The 14,237-nt window shown below is 32.6% G+C and carries 17 protein-coding genes; 13 read left to right on the plus strand and 4 right to left on the minus strand.

Features of this window, described 5'->3' with window-relative positions:
- The first annotated feature begins 1 nt into the window (after position 1).
- The 10 genes from C8D80_RS01860 (at position 2) to C8D80_RS01905 (ending at position 7,742) form a co-directional block, all read left to right on the plus strand.
- The gene (locus C8D80_RS01860) at positions 2-436 is read left to right on the plus strand and encodes an OsmC family protein (protein WP_133606778.1); all 435 of its coding nucleotides are present in this window, start codon (positions 2-4) and stop codon (positions 434-436) included.
- 170 nt (positions 437-606) lie between these two features.
- The gene (locus C8D80_RS01865) at positions 607-1,086 is read left to right on the plus strand and encodes a c-type cytochrome (protein WP_133606780.1); all 480 of its coding nucleotides are present in this window, start codon (positions 607-609) and stop codon (positions 1,084-1,086) included.
- Between the two features lie 61 nt (positions 1,087-1,147).
- Positions 1,148-3,127, plus strand: coding sequence for a Sec-dependent nitrous-oxide reductase (gene nosZ / locus C8D80_RS01870; protein ID WP_133606782.1), 1,980 nt, complete (start codon positions 1,148-1,150; stop codon positions 3,125-3,127).
- A 53-nt stretch (positions 3,128-3,180) separates the two neighbouring features.
- On the plus strand, positions 3,181-3,774 hold the full coding sequence (locus C8D80_RS01875; protein ID WP_242004790.1) for a hypothetical protein: 594 nt from the start codon (positions 3,181-3,183) through the stop codon (positions 3,772-3,774).
- A 2-nt stretch (positions 3,775-3,776) separates the two neighbouring features.
- Complete coding sequence (locus C8D80_RS01880) at positions 3,777-4,202, plus strand: nitrous oxide reductase accessory protein NosL (protein ID WP_133606784.1); 426 nt, start codon at positions 3,777-3,779, stop codon at positions 4,200-4,202.
- A complete protein-coding gene (locus C8D80_RS01885) occupies positions 4,202-5,434 on the plus strand; it encodes a nitrous oxide reductase family maturation protein NosD (RefSeq protein WP_133606787.1) in 1,233 nt (410 codons plus the stop codon). Before C8D80_RS01880 ends, C8D80_RS01885 begins: the two co-directional genes overlap by 1 nt.
- Positions 5,431-6,153, plus strand: coding sequence for an ABC transporter ATP-binding protein (locus C8D80_RS01890; RefSeq protein ID WP_133606789.1), 723 nt, complete (start codon positions 5,431-5,433; stop codon positions 6,151-6,153). The genes C8D80_RS01885 and C8D80_RS01890 overlap by 4 nt, the downstream gene beginning before the upstream one ends.
- Positions 6,137-6,904 (plus strand): ABC transporter permease subunit, encoded by a 768-nt coding sequence (locus C8D80_RS01895; RefSeq protein WP_133606791.1) that lies wholly within the window; start codon positions 6,137-6,139, stop codon positions 6,902-6,904. Before C8D80_RS01890 ends, C8D80_RS01895 begins: the two co-directional genes overlap by 17 nt.
- A 23-nt stretch (positions 6,905-6,927) precedes the next feature.
- The gene (locus tag C8D80_RS01900; RefSeq protein WP_111567259.1) at positions 6,928-7,299 is read left to right on the plus strand and encodes a group III truncated hemoglobin; all 372 of its coding nucleotides are present in this window, start codon (positions 6,928-6,930) and stop codon (positions 7,297-7,299) included.
- Positions 7,299-7,742, plus strand: a complete 444-nt coding sequence (locus tag C8D80_RS01905) for a copper resistance protein CopD (RefSeq protein WP_133606793.1) — start codon at positions 7,299-7,301, stop codon at positions 7,740-7,742. The genes C8D80_RS01900 and C8D80_RS01905 overlap by 1 nt, the downstream gene beginning before the upstream one ends.
- Positions 7,743-7,810: 68 nt before the next feature.
- Here the strand turns inward: C8D80_RS01905 and C8D80_RS01910 are convergent, their stop codons facing one another.
- The 3 genes from C8D80_RS01910 to C8D80_RS01920 all read right to left on the minus strand — a co-directional run bounded on the left by C8D80_RS01910 (position 7,811) and on the right by C8D80_RS01920 (position 10,248).
- Positions 7,811-8,365 carry a fasciclin domain-containing protein gene (locus tag C8D80_RS01910; RefSeq protein WP_133606795.1) on the minus strand — a complete coding sequence of 185 codons (555 nt, stop codon included), beginning with the start codon at positions 8,363-8,365 and terminating at the stop codon, positions 7,811-7,813.
- 78 nt (positions 8,366-8,443) lie between these two features.
- The gene (locus C8D80_RS01915; protein ID WP_144728168.1) at positions 8,444-9,613 is read right to left on the minus strand and encodes a hypothetical protein; all 1,170 of its coding nucleotides are present in this window, start codon (positions 9,611-9,613) and stop codon (positions 8,444-8,446) included.
- A 47-nt stretch (positions 9,614-9,660) separates the two neighbouring features.
- Positions 9,661-10,248 carry a Crp/Fnr family transcriptional regulator gene (locus tag C8D80_RS01920; protein WP_133606799.1) on the minus strand — a complete coding sequence of 196 codons (588 nt, stop codon included), beginning with the start codon at positions 10,246-10,248 and terminating at the stop codon, positions 9,661-9,663.
- Between the two features lie 119 nt (positions 10,249-10,367).
- Here C8D80_RS01920 and C8D80_RS01925 point away from each other — a divergent pair, with 119 nt between their 5' ends.
- The 3 genes from C8D80_RS01925 (at position 10,368) to C8D80_RS01935 (ending at position 13,751) form a co-directional block, all read left to right on the plus strand.
- On the plus strand, positions 10,368-10,742 hold the full coding sequence (locus C8D80_RS01925; RefSeq protein ID WP_133606801.1) for a hypothetical protein: 375 nt from the start codon (positions 10,368-10,370) through the stop codon (positions 10,740-10,742).
- Positions 10,743-10,856: 114 nt separating this feature from the next.
- On the plus strand, positions 10,857-11,702 hold the full coding sequence (locus tag C8D80_RS01930) for a FixH family protein (RefSeq protein WP_133606803.1): 846 nt from the start codon (positions 10,857-10,859) through the stop codon (positions 11,700-11,702).
- A 63-nt stretch (positions 11,703-11,765) separates the two neighbouring features.
- Complete coding sequence (locus C8D80_RS01935) at positions 11,766-13,751, plus strand: TonB-dependent receptor plug domain-containing protein (RefSeq protein WP_133606805.1); 1,986 nt, start codon at positions 11,766-11,768, stop codon at positions 13,749-13,751.
- A gap of 23 nt (positions 13,752-13,774) precedes the next feature.
- Here C8D80_RS01935 and C8D80_RS01940 read toward each other — a convergent pair whose 3' ends face one another.
- A complete protein-coding gene (locus C8D80_RS01940) occupies positions 13,775-14,212 on the minus strand; it encodes an RrF2 family transcriptional regulator (RefSeq protein WP_133606808.1) in 438 nt (145 codons plus the stop codon).
- Positions 14,213-14,237: the final 25 nt, after the last annotated feature.

The following is a 14,237-nucleotide window of genomic DNA, read 5'->3' on the forward strand; positions in this document are numbered from 1 at the left end:
TATGGAAAAACACAGTTATAATTTAAGTTTAGAATGGACAGGCGATAGAAAAGGAATTTTATCATCACCCGAGTTTCCATCTACAGTTGAGGTGGTTACGCCTCCAGAATTTGATAAAGGAATCGCAGGTCATTGGTCTCCTGAACATTTATTTACTGCTTCGGTTTTAAGTTGTTTTATGACTACTTTTTTGGCCATTGCCGACTATTCCAAGCTAGAATACGAAAAATTTGAATGCAAAGCAGAAGGAATTTTAGAATCGATTGAAGGAAAATTTTTGATGACAGAAATTATTTTAAAACCAATAGTGTACATCAAAAATCAAGAAGAAATAGAAAAAACAGAACGCATTTTGCACAAATCAGAAAAGGCGTGTTTAATTTCCAATTCGATTATTTCAAATGTGGTTTTAGATTTTGAAGTGAAGGTAGTGTAATTTTTATAAATAGGTTGTTGTAAAGGTTGTTTCCAGTTTTGGAGACAACCTTTTTTTATTAAACAATTGTTAATAATAAAGATAAAAATATCCTTTTTTATGATTGTAATCATACTTTTAAGCGGCTCAATTTCAGAAATTTGTAGTAATAATTTTAATATTAAAAAATCATGAACAAATCAATTTTACTTGTTTTATCTCTTGCTTTAGCTATAGCATGTGGTAAAAAAGAAGCGTCTGCTGAAGATAATTATCAGCCTGGTGGAGGCGAAGCTACAACTGAAGCAGCAGATCCTGCATCGTATGATCCAAAACGAGGTGAAGGAAAATACGATACCGTTGAGTTAGGAGCAACTTTAGATCAAGCGATGGCCACAAAAGGTGAAGAAGTTGCAGGTGTAAAATGTACATCGTGTCATAAAATGACAGATGAAAAATTAGTTGGACCAGGATGGAAAGGAGTAACCGAAAGAAGAACTCCTCAATGGATTATGAACTTCATTACCAATCCAGATCCAATGATTGACAAAGACCCTGAAGTACAAGCGCAATTGGAAATTTGTTTAGTTCGTATGCCTAACCAAGGTGTTTCTGATGATGAAGCTAGAGGAATTTTAGAGTACATGCGTAAAAATGACGGTGTAAAATAAACGTAAAAGGGTATTGTGTTAAGTGAAAGTAATGCAATACCTTAATTTAACTACATATATCATGAAAAATAAATTTGTACAAGCAATTTTAGTAATTGCTCTAGGAGGTGCTTTGGTTACTTCCTGTAAACCAAAAAGCTCAGGAGATGCTGTAAGTGGAGATGCTGCTGAGAAAGCATACGTTGCTCCAGGAAAATACGATGAGTTTTACAATTTCGTATCAGGTGGTTTTAGTGGACAATTAAGTGTTTACGGATTACCAAGTGGACGTTTATTCAGAGTTATTCCAGTATTTTCTGTTGACCCAGAAAAAGGTTGGGGATACAGTGAAGAAACAAAACCAATGTTAAATACCTCTCACGGATTTGTGCCTTGGGATGATTTACATCATACCGAAATGTCTCAAACTAACGGTGAAGTTGACGGTCGTTGGGTTTTTGGGAATGCTAACAATACCCCTCGTATTGCTAGAATTGATTTAAAAACATTCAAAACGGCTGAAATTATCGAACTTCCAAACAGTGGAGGTAATCACTCTTCTCCATTCATTACTGAAAATACAGAATATGTGGTAGCGGGTACTCGTTTTAGTGTTCCAGCCGATTATTCTAATGGAGACGTTCCAATCAACACTTATAAAGAAAATTACAAAGGACATATCAGTTTTGTAAGTGTGGATAAAAAATCGGGAGAAATGGATTTGGCTTTCCAAATTGTAACTCCAGGTGTAAACTTTGACCTCTCGCATGCTGGTAAAGGAAAATCTCACGGATGGTTCTTCTTTTCTTGCTATAATACAGAACAAGCCAATACTTTATTAGAGGTTAATGCTTCTCAAAAAGATAAAGACTTTATCATGGCAGTGAACTGGAAAAAAGCAGAAGAATACATCAAAGCTGGAAAAGGTAAAAAACAAAAAGTGAAATATGCACACAACACTTGGGATGAGCATACACACTCTGCAAAATCTGTTATGAAAGACGAAGTATTGGTTTTAGATGCTTCTGAATTAAAAGATATCTGTTATATGATTCCTTGTCCAAAATCACCTCACGGATGTGACGTTGACCCAACAGGTGAATTCATAGTAGGTTCAGGTAAATTAGCAGCATTGATTCCAGTATTTAGTTTTGATAAATTACAAGCTGCTATTAAAGGGAAAAAATTTGAAGGTAACTACGGAGGAATTCCAGTTGTTAAATACGAAGCTGCTCTTCATGGTGAAGTTCAAAAACCAGGTTTAGGTCCATTACACACAGAATTTGACGGAAAAGGAAATGCTTATACAACATTCTTCGTTTCTTCTGAAGTAGTGAAATGGGATATCAAAACCTTAAAAGTATTAGATAGAGTTCCTACTTATTACTCTGTAGGTCACTTATGTATTCCTGGTGGAGATAGTAAAAAACCATTTGGAAAATACTTAGTTGCTTATAATAAAATTACAAAAGACCGTTATTTACCAACAGGTCCTGAGTTAGCGCAATCAGCACAAATATTTGATATTAGTGGCGATAAAATGAAGCTAATTTTAGACTTCCCAACCATTGGAGAACCGCATTATGCACAAGCGGCTCCGGCTGATTTAATTCGAAACAATGGTCAGTTGAAATTCTATAAATTAGACGATAACAAGCATCCTTATGCTGCCAAAGGTGAAAAAGAAGCAAAAGTGGTTAGAGAAGGAAACAAAGTACATGTTTATATGACATCTATTCGTTCTCACTTTGCTCCTGACAATATTGAAGGTGTTTTCCTTGGTGATGAAGTATATTTCCACGTAACCAACTTAGAGCAAGATTGGGATGTACCTCATGGATTTGCTGTAAAAGGCGCTAATAATGGTGAATTATTAATCATGCCTGGTGAAACTACCACATTGAAATGGGTTCCAGATAGAGTAGGAACATTCCCATTCTACTGTACCGACTTCTGTAGTGCGTTACACCAAGAAATGCAAGGTTACATTAGAGTTTCTCCAAAAGGTTCAAATGTTCCACTACAATTTAGTTTAGGAACAAACCTTCCTGCAACAAAATAAATTTTTAACAAAAGGGGCAAAATAACTTTTGTCCCTTTTTTAAACTCAATTTTATGGAAACTACAAAAATTTCTTTAGTTTCAAAAATCCTTTTATTCCTTATTTCTGGATTGTTTATTGGTTCATTATTTGTTCCTATGTGGCAAATCGATTTGGATGCGCCTCAATATCCTGAAGGATTAGTTTTAAAATTACATGCCAACAAAATTGGTGGCGATGTAGAAATCATTAACGGTTTAAATCACTACATCGGAATGGCAACTTTGCACACCGAGAATTTTATTGAATTTAAGATTTTACCTTATATTTTCGGAGTTTTTTCTTTAATTTCAATAACTTTAATTTTTATCAATAACAGAAAATTCGTACTAGCATTTTTCGGAACCTTCATTCTTTTCGTTATCTTAGCAGGTGTAGATTTTTACCGCTGGAATTACGAATACGGACATAATTTAGATCCGAATGCGGCTATTAAAGTTCCTGGAATGGCTTATCAACCACCTTTAATTGGATACAAACAATTATTGAATTTTGGAGCGTATTCAGTTCCTGATATTGGGGGATGGTTTTTAATTGCAGCTGGTGCCATGTTATTTTACATTTTAGTTAAAGAATTCAACTTATTCAGAAGAAAACAAACTATATAGTTATGAAGAAGATTGTACTTTTATTTTCGTTTATTTTTATGATTTCGTGTGTTTCAAACGAACCAAAACCTATAAAATTAAATGTAGATACTTGCGAATTTTGCAAAATGACCATTTCAAACGGTAAATTTGGAGCCGAATTATTGACCAAAAAAGGACGCTACTATAAGTTTGATGATTTGTCTTGCATGTTGTTATACGCAAAAGAAAATGCGGATGTACAAGTACAATCTTTCTTTGTTAACGATTATGCAAAAGACAATACTTTAATTCCAGCCGAGCAAAGTTTTTATTTACGTGGTGGTTCGATAAATTCTCCTATGCGAGGCAATTTTGCAGCTTTTACTTCCGATAAAGACCAAGACAATTTTCAAAAACAACTTAATGCCAAAACGTTAACTTGGGAACAAGTTTTCACAATGTATTAATGAAAAAAATTAGTTTCATATTATTCCTTTTGTTTTTTTCAATTGGGAAAGCGGCTACTATTAATGTAGGTGCTAACTTTCCAATGAAGAAAATCAAGCAAGCCCTTGCATTAGCAAAAGATGGCGATACGATTCTTGTACATTCGGGCATTTATAAAGAGGGAACGATTTTAATCAATAAAAAAATCTATTTTATTGGTAAGAACTTCCCTGTTTTAGATGGTCAGAATAAAAAAGAAGTGTTGTCCATAAACGCCAATGATGTGGTGGTTAAAGGATTTAAAGTCATTAATTCAGGTCATGCCGCTTTAAATGATCCTTGTGGAATTCGTGTTTACGATAAAAATAATGTCACAATTCAAGGCAATATTCTTGATAATAATTTCTTCGGAATTTACCTTCAAAACAGCAATAATTGTATTGTAAAAAACAATGTTGTTAGAGCTTACGGTAAAGCCGAACAGTTAATTGGAAACGGAATTCACTGTTGGAAAAGCAACAATCTGCAAATCATTGGAAATAAAATCAGTGGGCATCGAGATGGAATTTATTTCGAATTCGTAACCCAATCCGTTATTTGGAGAAATATTTCAAATAATAATATCCGCTACGGATTGCATTTTATGTTTTCCAACGATGATGCTTACATCACTAATGTTTTCAAGAACAATGGAGCTGGTGTTGCCGTTATGTTTACTAAAAATGTAAAAATGTTTAATAATTATTTCGAGGAAAATTGGGGCGATTCTGCTTACGGATTGTTACTGAAAGAAATCGCAGATAGTTATATTTTTAATAATCGATTTGCTCGAAATACTTCCGGAATCTATATGGAAGGAACTTCGCGAATCAAAGTAGAAAAAAATGTGTTTGAATCGAATGGTTGGGGAATGAAAATCCAAGCCAGTTGTATGGAAAACGAAATCGTGAATAATAATTTCTTGAAAAACACTTTCGATATTAGTACCAATGGAAGTTTGGTTTTGAATACATTTAATACGAATTATTGGGATAAATATGAAGGCTACGATTTGGACAAAGATGGAATGGGCGATGTTCCGTATCATCCACTGAGTTTATTCGCGGTGTTAACTGAAAATACGCCATCTGCCATGTTGTTGTATCGCAGTTTTATGATTACACTGTTAGACAAATCTGAAAAAGTATTGCCCAGTATAACACCTGATAATTTTATAGATAATAAGCCTTTAATGAAGTCACTGCCGCTATGATTGAGATAAAAGAATTGCAGAAAAAGTTTGGAAAATTTGAAGTTTTAAAGAACATTAATCTTTCTTGTAAAAAAGGAGAATGTATCGCTTTAATTGGTCCAAATGGTTGTGGAAAAACCACTTTAATAAAAGCTGTTTTGGGAATGGTTCTGCCTGATTCGGGTACGATTCATTTTAACGGAAATTCCGTTTTAGGTGAGTATTTGTATCGCGAAAAAATTGGCTACATGCCACAAATAGGAAGGTATCCTGATAATATGACGATTGGTCAAATTATCGAAATGATAAAAAAGATTCGAAATTCATCAGATGATTTGGATGAGGATTTGTTACACGCTTTCGAATTAGAGAAAATGTTCGACAAGCAAATGCGAACGTTATCAGGCGGAACTACGCAAAAAGTAAGTGCTGTTTTAGCCTTTCTTTTTAATCCAGATGTGTTGATTTTAGATGAACCCACCGCTGGTTTAGATCCGTTAGCGGCTGAGGTTTTGAAAGAAAAAATCATCAAAGAGAAAGAAAAAGGAAAATTGATTTTGATTACGTCGCATTTATTAAGTGAATTGGATGATTTAATTACCGAAATCATTTTTATGCAAGAAGGAAAAGTACATTTTCATCAAAAAGTAGAAGAATTAAAAACCACTACTGGCGAAGAAAAAATCTCAAAAGCGATTGCCAAAATTTTAAAGAACAAACAAAATGAACCGAATAATTAAAATCATATTATCAGACATTATCCGAAACAAAATTGTTTTAGCTTACACGCTGATTTTGTCTATTTTATCGTGGAGTTCTTTTGCATTAGAAGACAATTCGTCAAAAGGGTTACTAACGATTTTGAATGTGATTTTGTTCACAGTTCCGTTGGTTTCTATTTTATTTGCTACGATTTATTTGTACAACAGTGCCGAGTTTATTGAGCTTTTATTAAGTCAACCCATAAAAAGGAGAAAAATTTGGCTGAGTTTGTTTTTCGGATTGTCATCGGCTATGGTATTTGCTTTTTTCATTGGTGCTGGAATTCCGTTATTAATCAATTCGCCTGATAGTATCGGTTTAATGATGTTACTCAACGGATGTTTAATTTCGGTCATCTTCGTTGCACTAGCTTTTTTGAGTTCGATTTTGACTAGAGATAAAGCAAAAGGAATTGGTTTAGCGATTATGATTTGGTTGTATTTCGCACTATTATTTGACGGAATGGTCTTGTTCTTATTGTTCCAATTAGCCGAATATCCAATTGAAAACATGATGGTAGGAATCACCACATTTAGTCCGATAGATTTAGCTCGAATTCAAATTCTTTTGCATTTAGATGTTTCTGCTATGATGGGATATACGGGAGCAATTTTTAAAGATTTCTTTGGAACTTCGGTTGGATTGGTAGTCTCATTTGTTTTGTTGAGCTTGTGGGCGATAATTCCTTTTTTCATTTCGATGCGAAAATTCAACAAGAAAGACTTGTAATTTTTATTTAATCAAATTACAAAATGAAAACAGATATTAGAAATAGAAAAGATATTGAACTTTTAGTAGATACCTTTTATGATAAAATTAAAACCGATGCAGTTATCGGTTTTCTGTTTACCGAAATTGCCCAAGTGAATTGGGAAACTCATTTACCCAGAATGTACGATTTTTGGGAAAACATTCTTTTTTATACCGGAAACTACAACGGAAGTCCGATGCAAGTGCACAAAGACTTACACAGTAAATGTCCTATGAATCCAGAACATTTTCAACATTGGGTAATTGTATTTACTACGACTGTTGATGAATTATTCGAAGGCGAAAAAGCCATCGAAATCAAAGAAAGAGCACTCAATATTGCGAATGTTATCATGTATAAAACGTTAGCGTAATGTATCATCATTTCTTATTAATTATCCATTTATTAGCGGCAACCGTTTGGATAGGAGGGCATCTTATTTTAGCGACTCGTTATTTACCTGAAGCTATCAAAACTAAAGATTTAGAAAAATTAAAAGCTTTCAAAGATAAGTTTGAACCTATCGGAATGCCTTCTTTAATTGCGCTTGTAATCACTGGAATTTTAATGGCCTATGATTATGATGTTACCATTACCAAATGGTTTTCCTTCTCAAACGGAATTGAAAAAGTAATTTCCATCAAACTTATTTTGTTTATTACTTCGTTAACATTAGCCATTTCAGCCCAACTTTTTATTTTTCCCAAACTTACCTCAAAAAGATATCATTACGTTACGATTCTTATCGTAATTGTAACTTTGATTGCCATTTCGATGTTGGTTTTAGGTTCCTTAATTCGATTAGGAGGGATATAAAATAAAAAGCGTAAACTATTGAAGTCTACGCTTTTTACCTTTATAAAAGATGAATTAATAATTGTTTTCTATTTTGGAAGTAAAACGTCGCCAATTACATGGATAATTCCGTTTGATGTTTCAATGGAAGCCACAATTTCTGAACCGTTTACGAATGTTTTTCCGTCTTTTTTAGTGATTTTCACTTTTCCACCAAATACCATGTCAAACTCTTGTCCGTCTTGCATGTATTCCGTTTTTAGTGAACCTACATAAGTGTGATAGCCTAAAATGTTTTCTAAATCGCCTTTTTTCTCTGGTTTTAATAAGCCTTCAACGGTTCCAGCAGGTAATTTATCAAATGCGGCATTGGTTGGTGCAAATACAGTAAATGGTCCAGCATTACTTAGAGAGGTTACCAATCCTGCAGCTTTTACAGCGGTAACCAATGTGGTGTGATCTTTACTTCCAATTGCGGTTTGCACAATGTTTGGATTTGATGTTGCATCAACTACATTTTCTTGTCCTCCAGAAGGTGCTTCAGTAGTCTCTGATGTTGATTCTGATGCCGTTTCTTCACCTTGTTTACATCCAAAGGTGATTAGTAAACTAGCTAATAATAAAGTTTTAATGGAATTTTTCATAATTTGAATAATTTATACACACAAAGTACTTGATTATCTGCTCATTATTTTATGCGTAGAATCATAAAAAATACTTTTTTATCCTTTTTTTGTAAAAAAAGTTGTCCATAAAATACTTGTGAAAAGAAGTATAGCAATTCCAAACAAAACTTCATTAATGTTAGGAATTAAAGTATAACTTAGTGATGCTATTCCTTGAATTCCAAGTACAACTTCATTCAATACAACTCCAATACTAAATAAGACTAATCCTAAAATGGTTTTCTTATTCACCGCAATAAAATCATTCACATAAATGTAAAACAGTAGGGAAAGCGAAATAATAGCTAATAAAATCAAGTGTAAATACGCAATCACAATAGGTCTAAAACCAAAGGCTAATTTGCTAATTGCAGGAACGGTGGAGCCCAATTGCAATAAGAATTTCGCACTCAAAGCAAAACTTATAAATAAAATCAAATATTTTAAATATCCAGGAAGCGTAACGAATATAGATTTATTTTCTTTGATAATGGTTTTAAACAATAAATACCAAATAACAACTTGAATAACAGCCGAAATAGCAGTTAAAATGTAGATTACGAGAGGTAAGTCTAACCAAAGCGTAGATAGAAAATATCCTGCAATACACGACCAAAATAACCAAATAAACGATTGCGAATAAATTCGATTAGCGTTTGAAGATACTTTTAAATAATCCAATAACAATCCCATACAAGCAAAGAAAAACCAACCGTTGTATTGAAAATGTAAATAATAATAAATGGAAGCCAAATATTCATTCTGATGAATGTTTTTAGTGGCCATCATGTATGCCAAAGCAAAAGTACCTAAAGACGAAATCACATTAAAAAACAAAGCCGCTTTGAACCATTTTATCGCAACAGCATTTGTTTCAAGTTGTTTGCAATCTTTAAAGAATACATAAGCAAACCAATAAGAAACAAAAATAGAAAGGGTTGAAAAAGTAATTGAAATTGCACCATAACCTTGCATGATAAAGGAAATCAGCATTACATAAGAGCAAATTAAATTCGCAATTAAAATAAGATTGTATTTTTTAAATGCGATTTTGTTGAGTGTATCGTGTTTTTGTAAAAAAGCAATGAGTAAGGTAATTAAAGTATGCGAAACCCAACCCGCAAAAGCAAAATGAGAATGCGAATGTTGTAAACTTTTTTGATCGAGAAGCGGAAATTCAAACAGAATCTTATAACGCATTAAAAGTCCTAATAATGCAACAAGCATCAGATTAAAAATCGAAAACCGAATCCAAAAAGTGGTTTTAAAAGACATCAGTAATATAATTTATGATTAATAATTTCCACTTTATTCGTTTTGCTCATTCTTGAAAGTTCTCGAATCACAGTTTCCACACGTAAACCTGTAAAGTTGGCAATTTCTTGTCTTGTAAATTCTACCAATTCTTTTTTAGGACAATCGGGGTTTTTGTGGGCATTTAAAAAGGCTAAAATTCGAAACTCTGGTTTTTGATTTACAATGTCTTTTGTAGTTCTAGCTTTAGTGTGAATTCGTTCGGCCATCAGATTCAAGAACTGTTTCTGAATAAATGGATATTCCTCTAAAATCCTTAAAAACTTCTCTTTCGAAATTTTAATTAGCTTAGAATCTTTAAAAGCTATCGCTGTTGATGGATAAACTTCATCAATAAATAAAGGAGGTTCTCCAAAACTCTGACCACATTTAAAGTAGCCCTGAGTAAATTCTTTACCTTCTTCATTTGAATTAAACATTCTTACGCAACCATCAATGATTTGATAGTAAAAATTTGCCGATTCCTCTTCATGGAAAATAATTTCGTTTTTCTTATACTCTTTGGCAATAGCGCCCCAAGTAAATAATAAATCTAAGTCTATCTGCATAAGGGGGATGTTATAGGCTTCAGTTATTTTAGATAAAGCACAAATTAATCTCAATAAAATTAAACAAAATATGACTGAAATCATATTAAACCCTTATTTATTTCATTTAAATTTGTACCATGAAGCAATTACTAGTCATACTAACCCTTTTAATGTTTTTAAAGCCAATACTTCCGGTTTTAGAATACGTGGTTAATTATGATTATATTGTTAATGAACTTTGTGAAAATAAATTGAAACCTGAACTAAAATGTAATGGGAAGTGTCATTTAACAAAAGAATTAGCAAAAGCTTCAGAAGGTAATTCTCATAATTCTTCTGATAAAAAAATAACTTTCGAGCAAACTGAAATTGTATTTTTTCAAGAAATTAAACCTATTGAGATTAGACAAATTTATTTTTTAAATAAAACTTCTATTGGTAACAATTATTCTAACTTATACTTTCACTTGAATGATTGTGCCTTCTTTCATCCGCCTACATTTATTTCTTAATTAAATATTGGTTTTTGTTAGTTCTTACAATGAATTAACCCACTCAACTTATGTCATAATTTGTCTGAAAATAGATTTCGGATACAATTATAATACACTTTAATTAAAAATAAAATGAAAACTTCAATAAAATATTTAGTAGCTATTTTTGCTATCGCCTTCACTTTTGTGTCTTGTTCAAATGATGATGAAACTACAGTAAATGAATTAGACGGAATCACTAAAATAAAAGAAATTACAAACGATACTCATACGATTGAATTGTATTCTCAAATGGGAAGTTTAGAGCAAGGATACAATGAAATTAGCCTAAGAATTAAAGACAATACAACAGATAAATACATAAAAAATGCAGAGGTAAGTTGGGCACCATTAATGCACATGACTTCTATGTCGCATTCATGCCCATATTCAGCGGTAGAAAAAGTAACCGAAAATGGTACTTTATATAGTGGTTATATTATGTTTCAAATGGCTCAAAATGAAACAGAATATTGGGATTTAAAAATTGATTACACAATTGATGAAGTAACTTACACTATAACTGAAGTTATTGATGTACCAGCTTCTGCAAAACGTAAAGTAAATACATTTATGGGTTCGGATGGTACAAAATACTTAGTAGCTTTAATTGAACCGAATACCCCAAAAGTTGCAATTAATAACATGCAAGTTGGTGTTTGGAAAATGCAAAATATGATGACTTTCCCAGTTGTGGATGGTTATACTGTAAAAATTGACCCAAGAATGCCAAGTATGGGAAATCATACTTCTCCAAATAACGTTCATGCGACACAAGCTACTACTGGTGGATTATACGATGGAAAATTATCGTTGACTATGACGGGGTATTGGAAAATAAACCTACAATTAGCAAATGCAGAAGGAACTGTTTTAAAAGGAGAAGAAATAACAGAAACCGTTACTGCTAGTAGTATTTTCTTTGAAATTGAATTCTAATAATCTCATCTAAAAAAGGTCATTATCTCTTTTAGTAATGACCTTTTTTAAAAAATACTTATCATGAAAAAATTAGTAGTATTTTTTCTGTCATTTTCCTTTTATTTTTCATTCAGTCAGGAAGTAGATTCTCTAAAAACCAAAGAACTTAAAGAAGTTTTGGTGGTGGGAACAAAAGCACCATTGCATGAAAAACAAGGAAAAACACTCGCTACTTTAGATGAATTTTTGCAAAAATCAACCAAAGTAGATTTAATAAAAAGAGGTGCATATGCCTGGGAACCTATTATTAATGGTATGGCATCCGAACGCACTGTTATAACTATTGACGGAATGCGAATTTTTGGCGCCTGTACTGATAAAATGGACCCAGTAACTTCGTATGTTGAAGTATCTAATTTATCAGAAGCTACGATTTCATCAGGGCAACAAGGAAGTTGTCATGGAAATACGATTGGTGGTTCAATAGATTTAAAAAGAAGCCAACGCCAATTTACCAATGCAGGTTGGGAATTCTACGTCAACTCAGGTTATGAAACGAATAATCGTCAAAAAATCATTGGTTCAGCAATCAATTATGCCGATAGTTTGTTTTATGTAGATACTGATGTAATGTATCGCGATGCCGAAAATTATAAAGCAGGAAATGATAAAGAAATTCATTTTTCACAGTTCAGAAAATTGAATTTATCGGCTACTTCTGGTTATCGATTGTCTCCTAATAAAAACATTGAAGCTTCAGTAATTTTTGATAGAGCTACCGATGTTGGTTATCCTGCATTACCAATGGATGTTTCTTTGGCGGAAGCTTTAATTACTTCGTTGAAATACAATTATAAACCTAATTCAGAGCAAATCGATAATTGGGAAACTAAACTCTATTTCAATACAATTACGCACACCATGGACGACACCAAACGTCCTGATGTCCCTATTCACATGGACATGCCAGGTTGGAGTGATACCTATGGTTTTTATTCAAAAATCAATGGAAAATATAAAAAACATCAATTTTTAGGCAATTTGAATTCGTTTTATAATCGTTCCGTTGCCGAAATGACGATGTATCCATCTGATCCAAATGAAAACTTAATGTTTATGTACACTTGGCCAGATGTTCGTACCTTGTACACTGGAATTTATTTGGAAGATAATTTCGAAATCAATTGTCATTCTAATTTGAAATTTACTACGAATTTAGGGTTTCATAATAACAACGTTGCGAGTGATTTCGGCTTGCAAAGTTTACAGATTTTTTATCCAGAAATGGAAGCTTCAAAATCTCGATTTCTAAAAAGTGTTTCCACTAATTATTTCTACAACAAAGACGGAATTTCTTATGGATTCGGAATGGGGTATGGAGAACGTGCTCCATCAGTTTCAGAAGGATATGGTTTTTATTTATTTAACAGCTTTGACGGATTTGATTACATAGGAAACCCCAACTTAAAAAACGAAAAATCTTTAGAAGTGAATGCCAATATTGGTTTCAAAAATGCGAAATGGCAAACTAAAATATCAGCATCGTATTTTCACATTTACGATTATATCATCGGAATTCCTGATGCTTCGGTAGCGCCTATGACTATTGCTGCCAATGGAATAAAAGTCTATACCGCTTTAGATTATGCTACTATTTTATCTTCTGATTTTACGGTAAGTTATCAATTATCAGATTTCTGGATTTGGAAAGGACAATTTGTCTACAACTTAGGTAATGATAATGAGAGTAATGGATTACCTTTCATGAGTCCGTTTAACTACATGACTTCTTTAGGATTTAGACCAGGAAAATTCAGTTCGGAATTACAGTTAAAAGGAAATGCCACACAAACTGAATACAACCCTTTTTATGGTGAAGACAAAACACCAGATTATACGATTGTAAATGCTAATTTTGGTTATAAATTTACCTTTGAGAAATCAAAAATGATTGTAAATACAGGTATTGAAAACATTTTCGATGCCAATTATACCACTTATACAGATTGGAATAACCTACCAAGAATGGGACGAAATATCTTTATCAATTTGATGTATCAGTTTTAAATTACAGTTTAGAGGAATTGGTTTTATAACGATTTCAAGAAAGTTTCTCCTGATTTAATTCCCAAAGCTAATTCTTCTAAATTCGTAGTTTCTAGCATACGGGCTAATTCATTTCGGATGCTTTTAAATTTATCATGTACTGGACAAGGATGAGTTTCTGAACATTGCGATAAACCTAATCCGCAACCATGAAAAACAGTATCACCATCTATTGCATTTACAATTTCAACTAAAAAGGTAGAATCAATTCGTTTTTTGGGAATATAAAATCCGCCATTAACACCTTTAACAGAATCAATGATTCCAGCTTTAACCAATATTTGTAGAATTTTGGCCGTAAAAGCTTGTGGTGAATCAATTTCTTTAGAGATATCAACAAAACCTACTTTTTTTTCTTCTAAAGAATGTTTGGCAATAAATATGGTAGCTTTTATAGCATAATTACATGATTTTGAAAACATAATCAGTTGTTAATTATAAAATTAA

This window comes from Flavobacterium cheniae (genome assembly GCF_004363695.1).
Lineage (GTDB): Bacteria > Bacteroidota > Bacteroidia > Flavobacteriales > Flavobacteriaceae > Flavobacterium > Flavobacterium cheniae.

Excerpts from the sequence above, each read along its gene's own strand:
- C8D80_RS01860 (WP_133606778.1), top strand. The coding sequence starts at position 2 with ATGGAAAAACACAGTTATAATTTAAGTTTAGAATGGACAGGCGATAGA.
- C8D80_RS01865 (WP_133606780.1), top strand. The coding sequence starts at position 607 with ATGAACAAATCAATTTTACTTGTTTTATCTCTTGCTTTAGCTATAGCA.
- nosZ (WP_133606782.1), top strand. The coding sequence starts at position 1,148 with ATGAAAAATAAATTTGTACAAGCAATTTTAGTAATTGCTCTAGGAGGT.
- C8D80_RS01875 (WP_242004790.1), top strand. The coding sequence starts at position 3,181 with ATGGAAACTACAAAAATTTCTTTAGTTTCAAAAATCCTTTTATTCCTT.
- C8D80_RS01880 (WP_133606784.1), top strand. The coding sequence starts at position 3,777 with ATGAAGAAGATTGTACTTTTATTTTCGTTTATTTTTATGATTTCGTGT.
- C8D80_RS01885 (WP_133606787.1), top strand. The coding sequence starts at position 4,202 with ATGAAAAAAATTAGTTTCATATTATTCCTTTTGTTTTTTTCAATTGGG.
- C8D80_RS01890 (WP_133606789.1), top strand. The coding sequence starts at position 5,431 with ATGATTGAGATAAAAGAATTGCAGAAAAAGTTTGGAAAATTTGAAGTT.
- C8D80_RS01895 (WP_133606791.1), top strand. The coding sequence starts at position 6,137 with ATGAACCGAATAATTAAAATCATATTATCAGACATTATCCGAAACAAA.
- C8D80_RS01900 (WP_111567259.1), top strand. The coding sequence starts at position 6,928 with ATGAAAACAGATATTAGAAATAGAAAAGATATTGAACTTTTAGTAGAT.
- C8D80_RS01905 (WP_133606793.1), top strand. The coding sequence starts at position 7,299 with ATGTATCATCATTTCTTATTAATTATCCATTTATTAGCGGCAACCGTT.
- C8D80_RS01910 (WP_133606795.1), bottom strand. The coding sequence starts at position 8,365 with ATGAAAAATTCCATTAAAACTTTATTATTAGCTAGTTTACTAATCACC.
- C8D80_RS01915 (WP_144728168.1), bottom strand. The coding sequence starts at position 9,613 with ATGCTTGTTGCATTATTAGGACTTTTAATGCGTTATAAGATTCTGTTT.
- C8D80_RS01920 (WP_133606799.1), bottom strand. The coding sequence starts at position 10,248 with ATGCAGATAGACTTAGATTTATTATTTACTTGGGGCGCTATTGCCAAA.
- C8D80_RS01925 (WP_133606801.1), top strand. The coding sequence starts at position 10,368 with ATGAAGCAATTACTAGTCATACTAACCCTTTTAATGTTTTTAAAGCCA.
- C8D80_RS01930 (WP_133606803.1), top strand. The coding sequence starts at position 10,857 with ATGAAAACTTCAATAAAATATTTAGTAGCTATTTTTGCTATCGCCTTC.
- C8D80_RS01935 (WP_133606805.1), top strand. The coding sequence starts at position 11,766 with ATGAAAAAATTAGTAGTATTTTTTCTGTCATTTTCCTTTTATTTTTCA.
- C8D80_RS01940 (WP_133606808.1), bottom strand. The coding sequence starts at position 14,212 with ATGTTTTCAAAATCATGTAATTATGCTATAAAAGCTACCATATTTATT.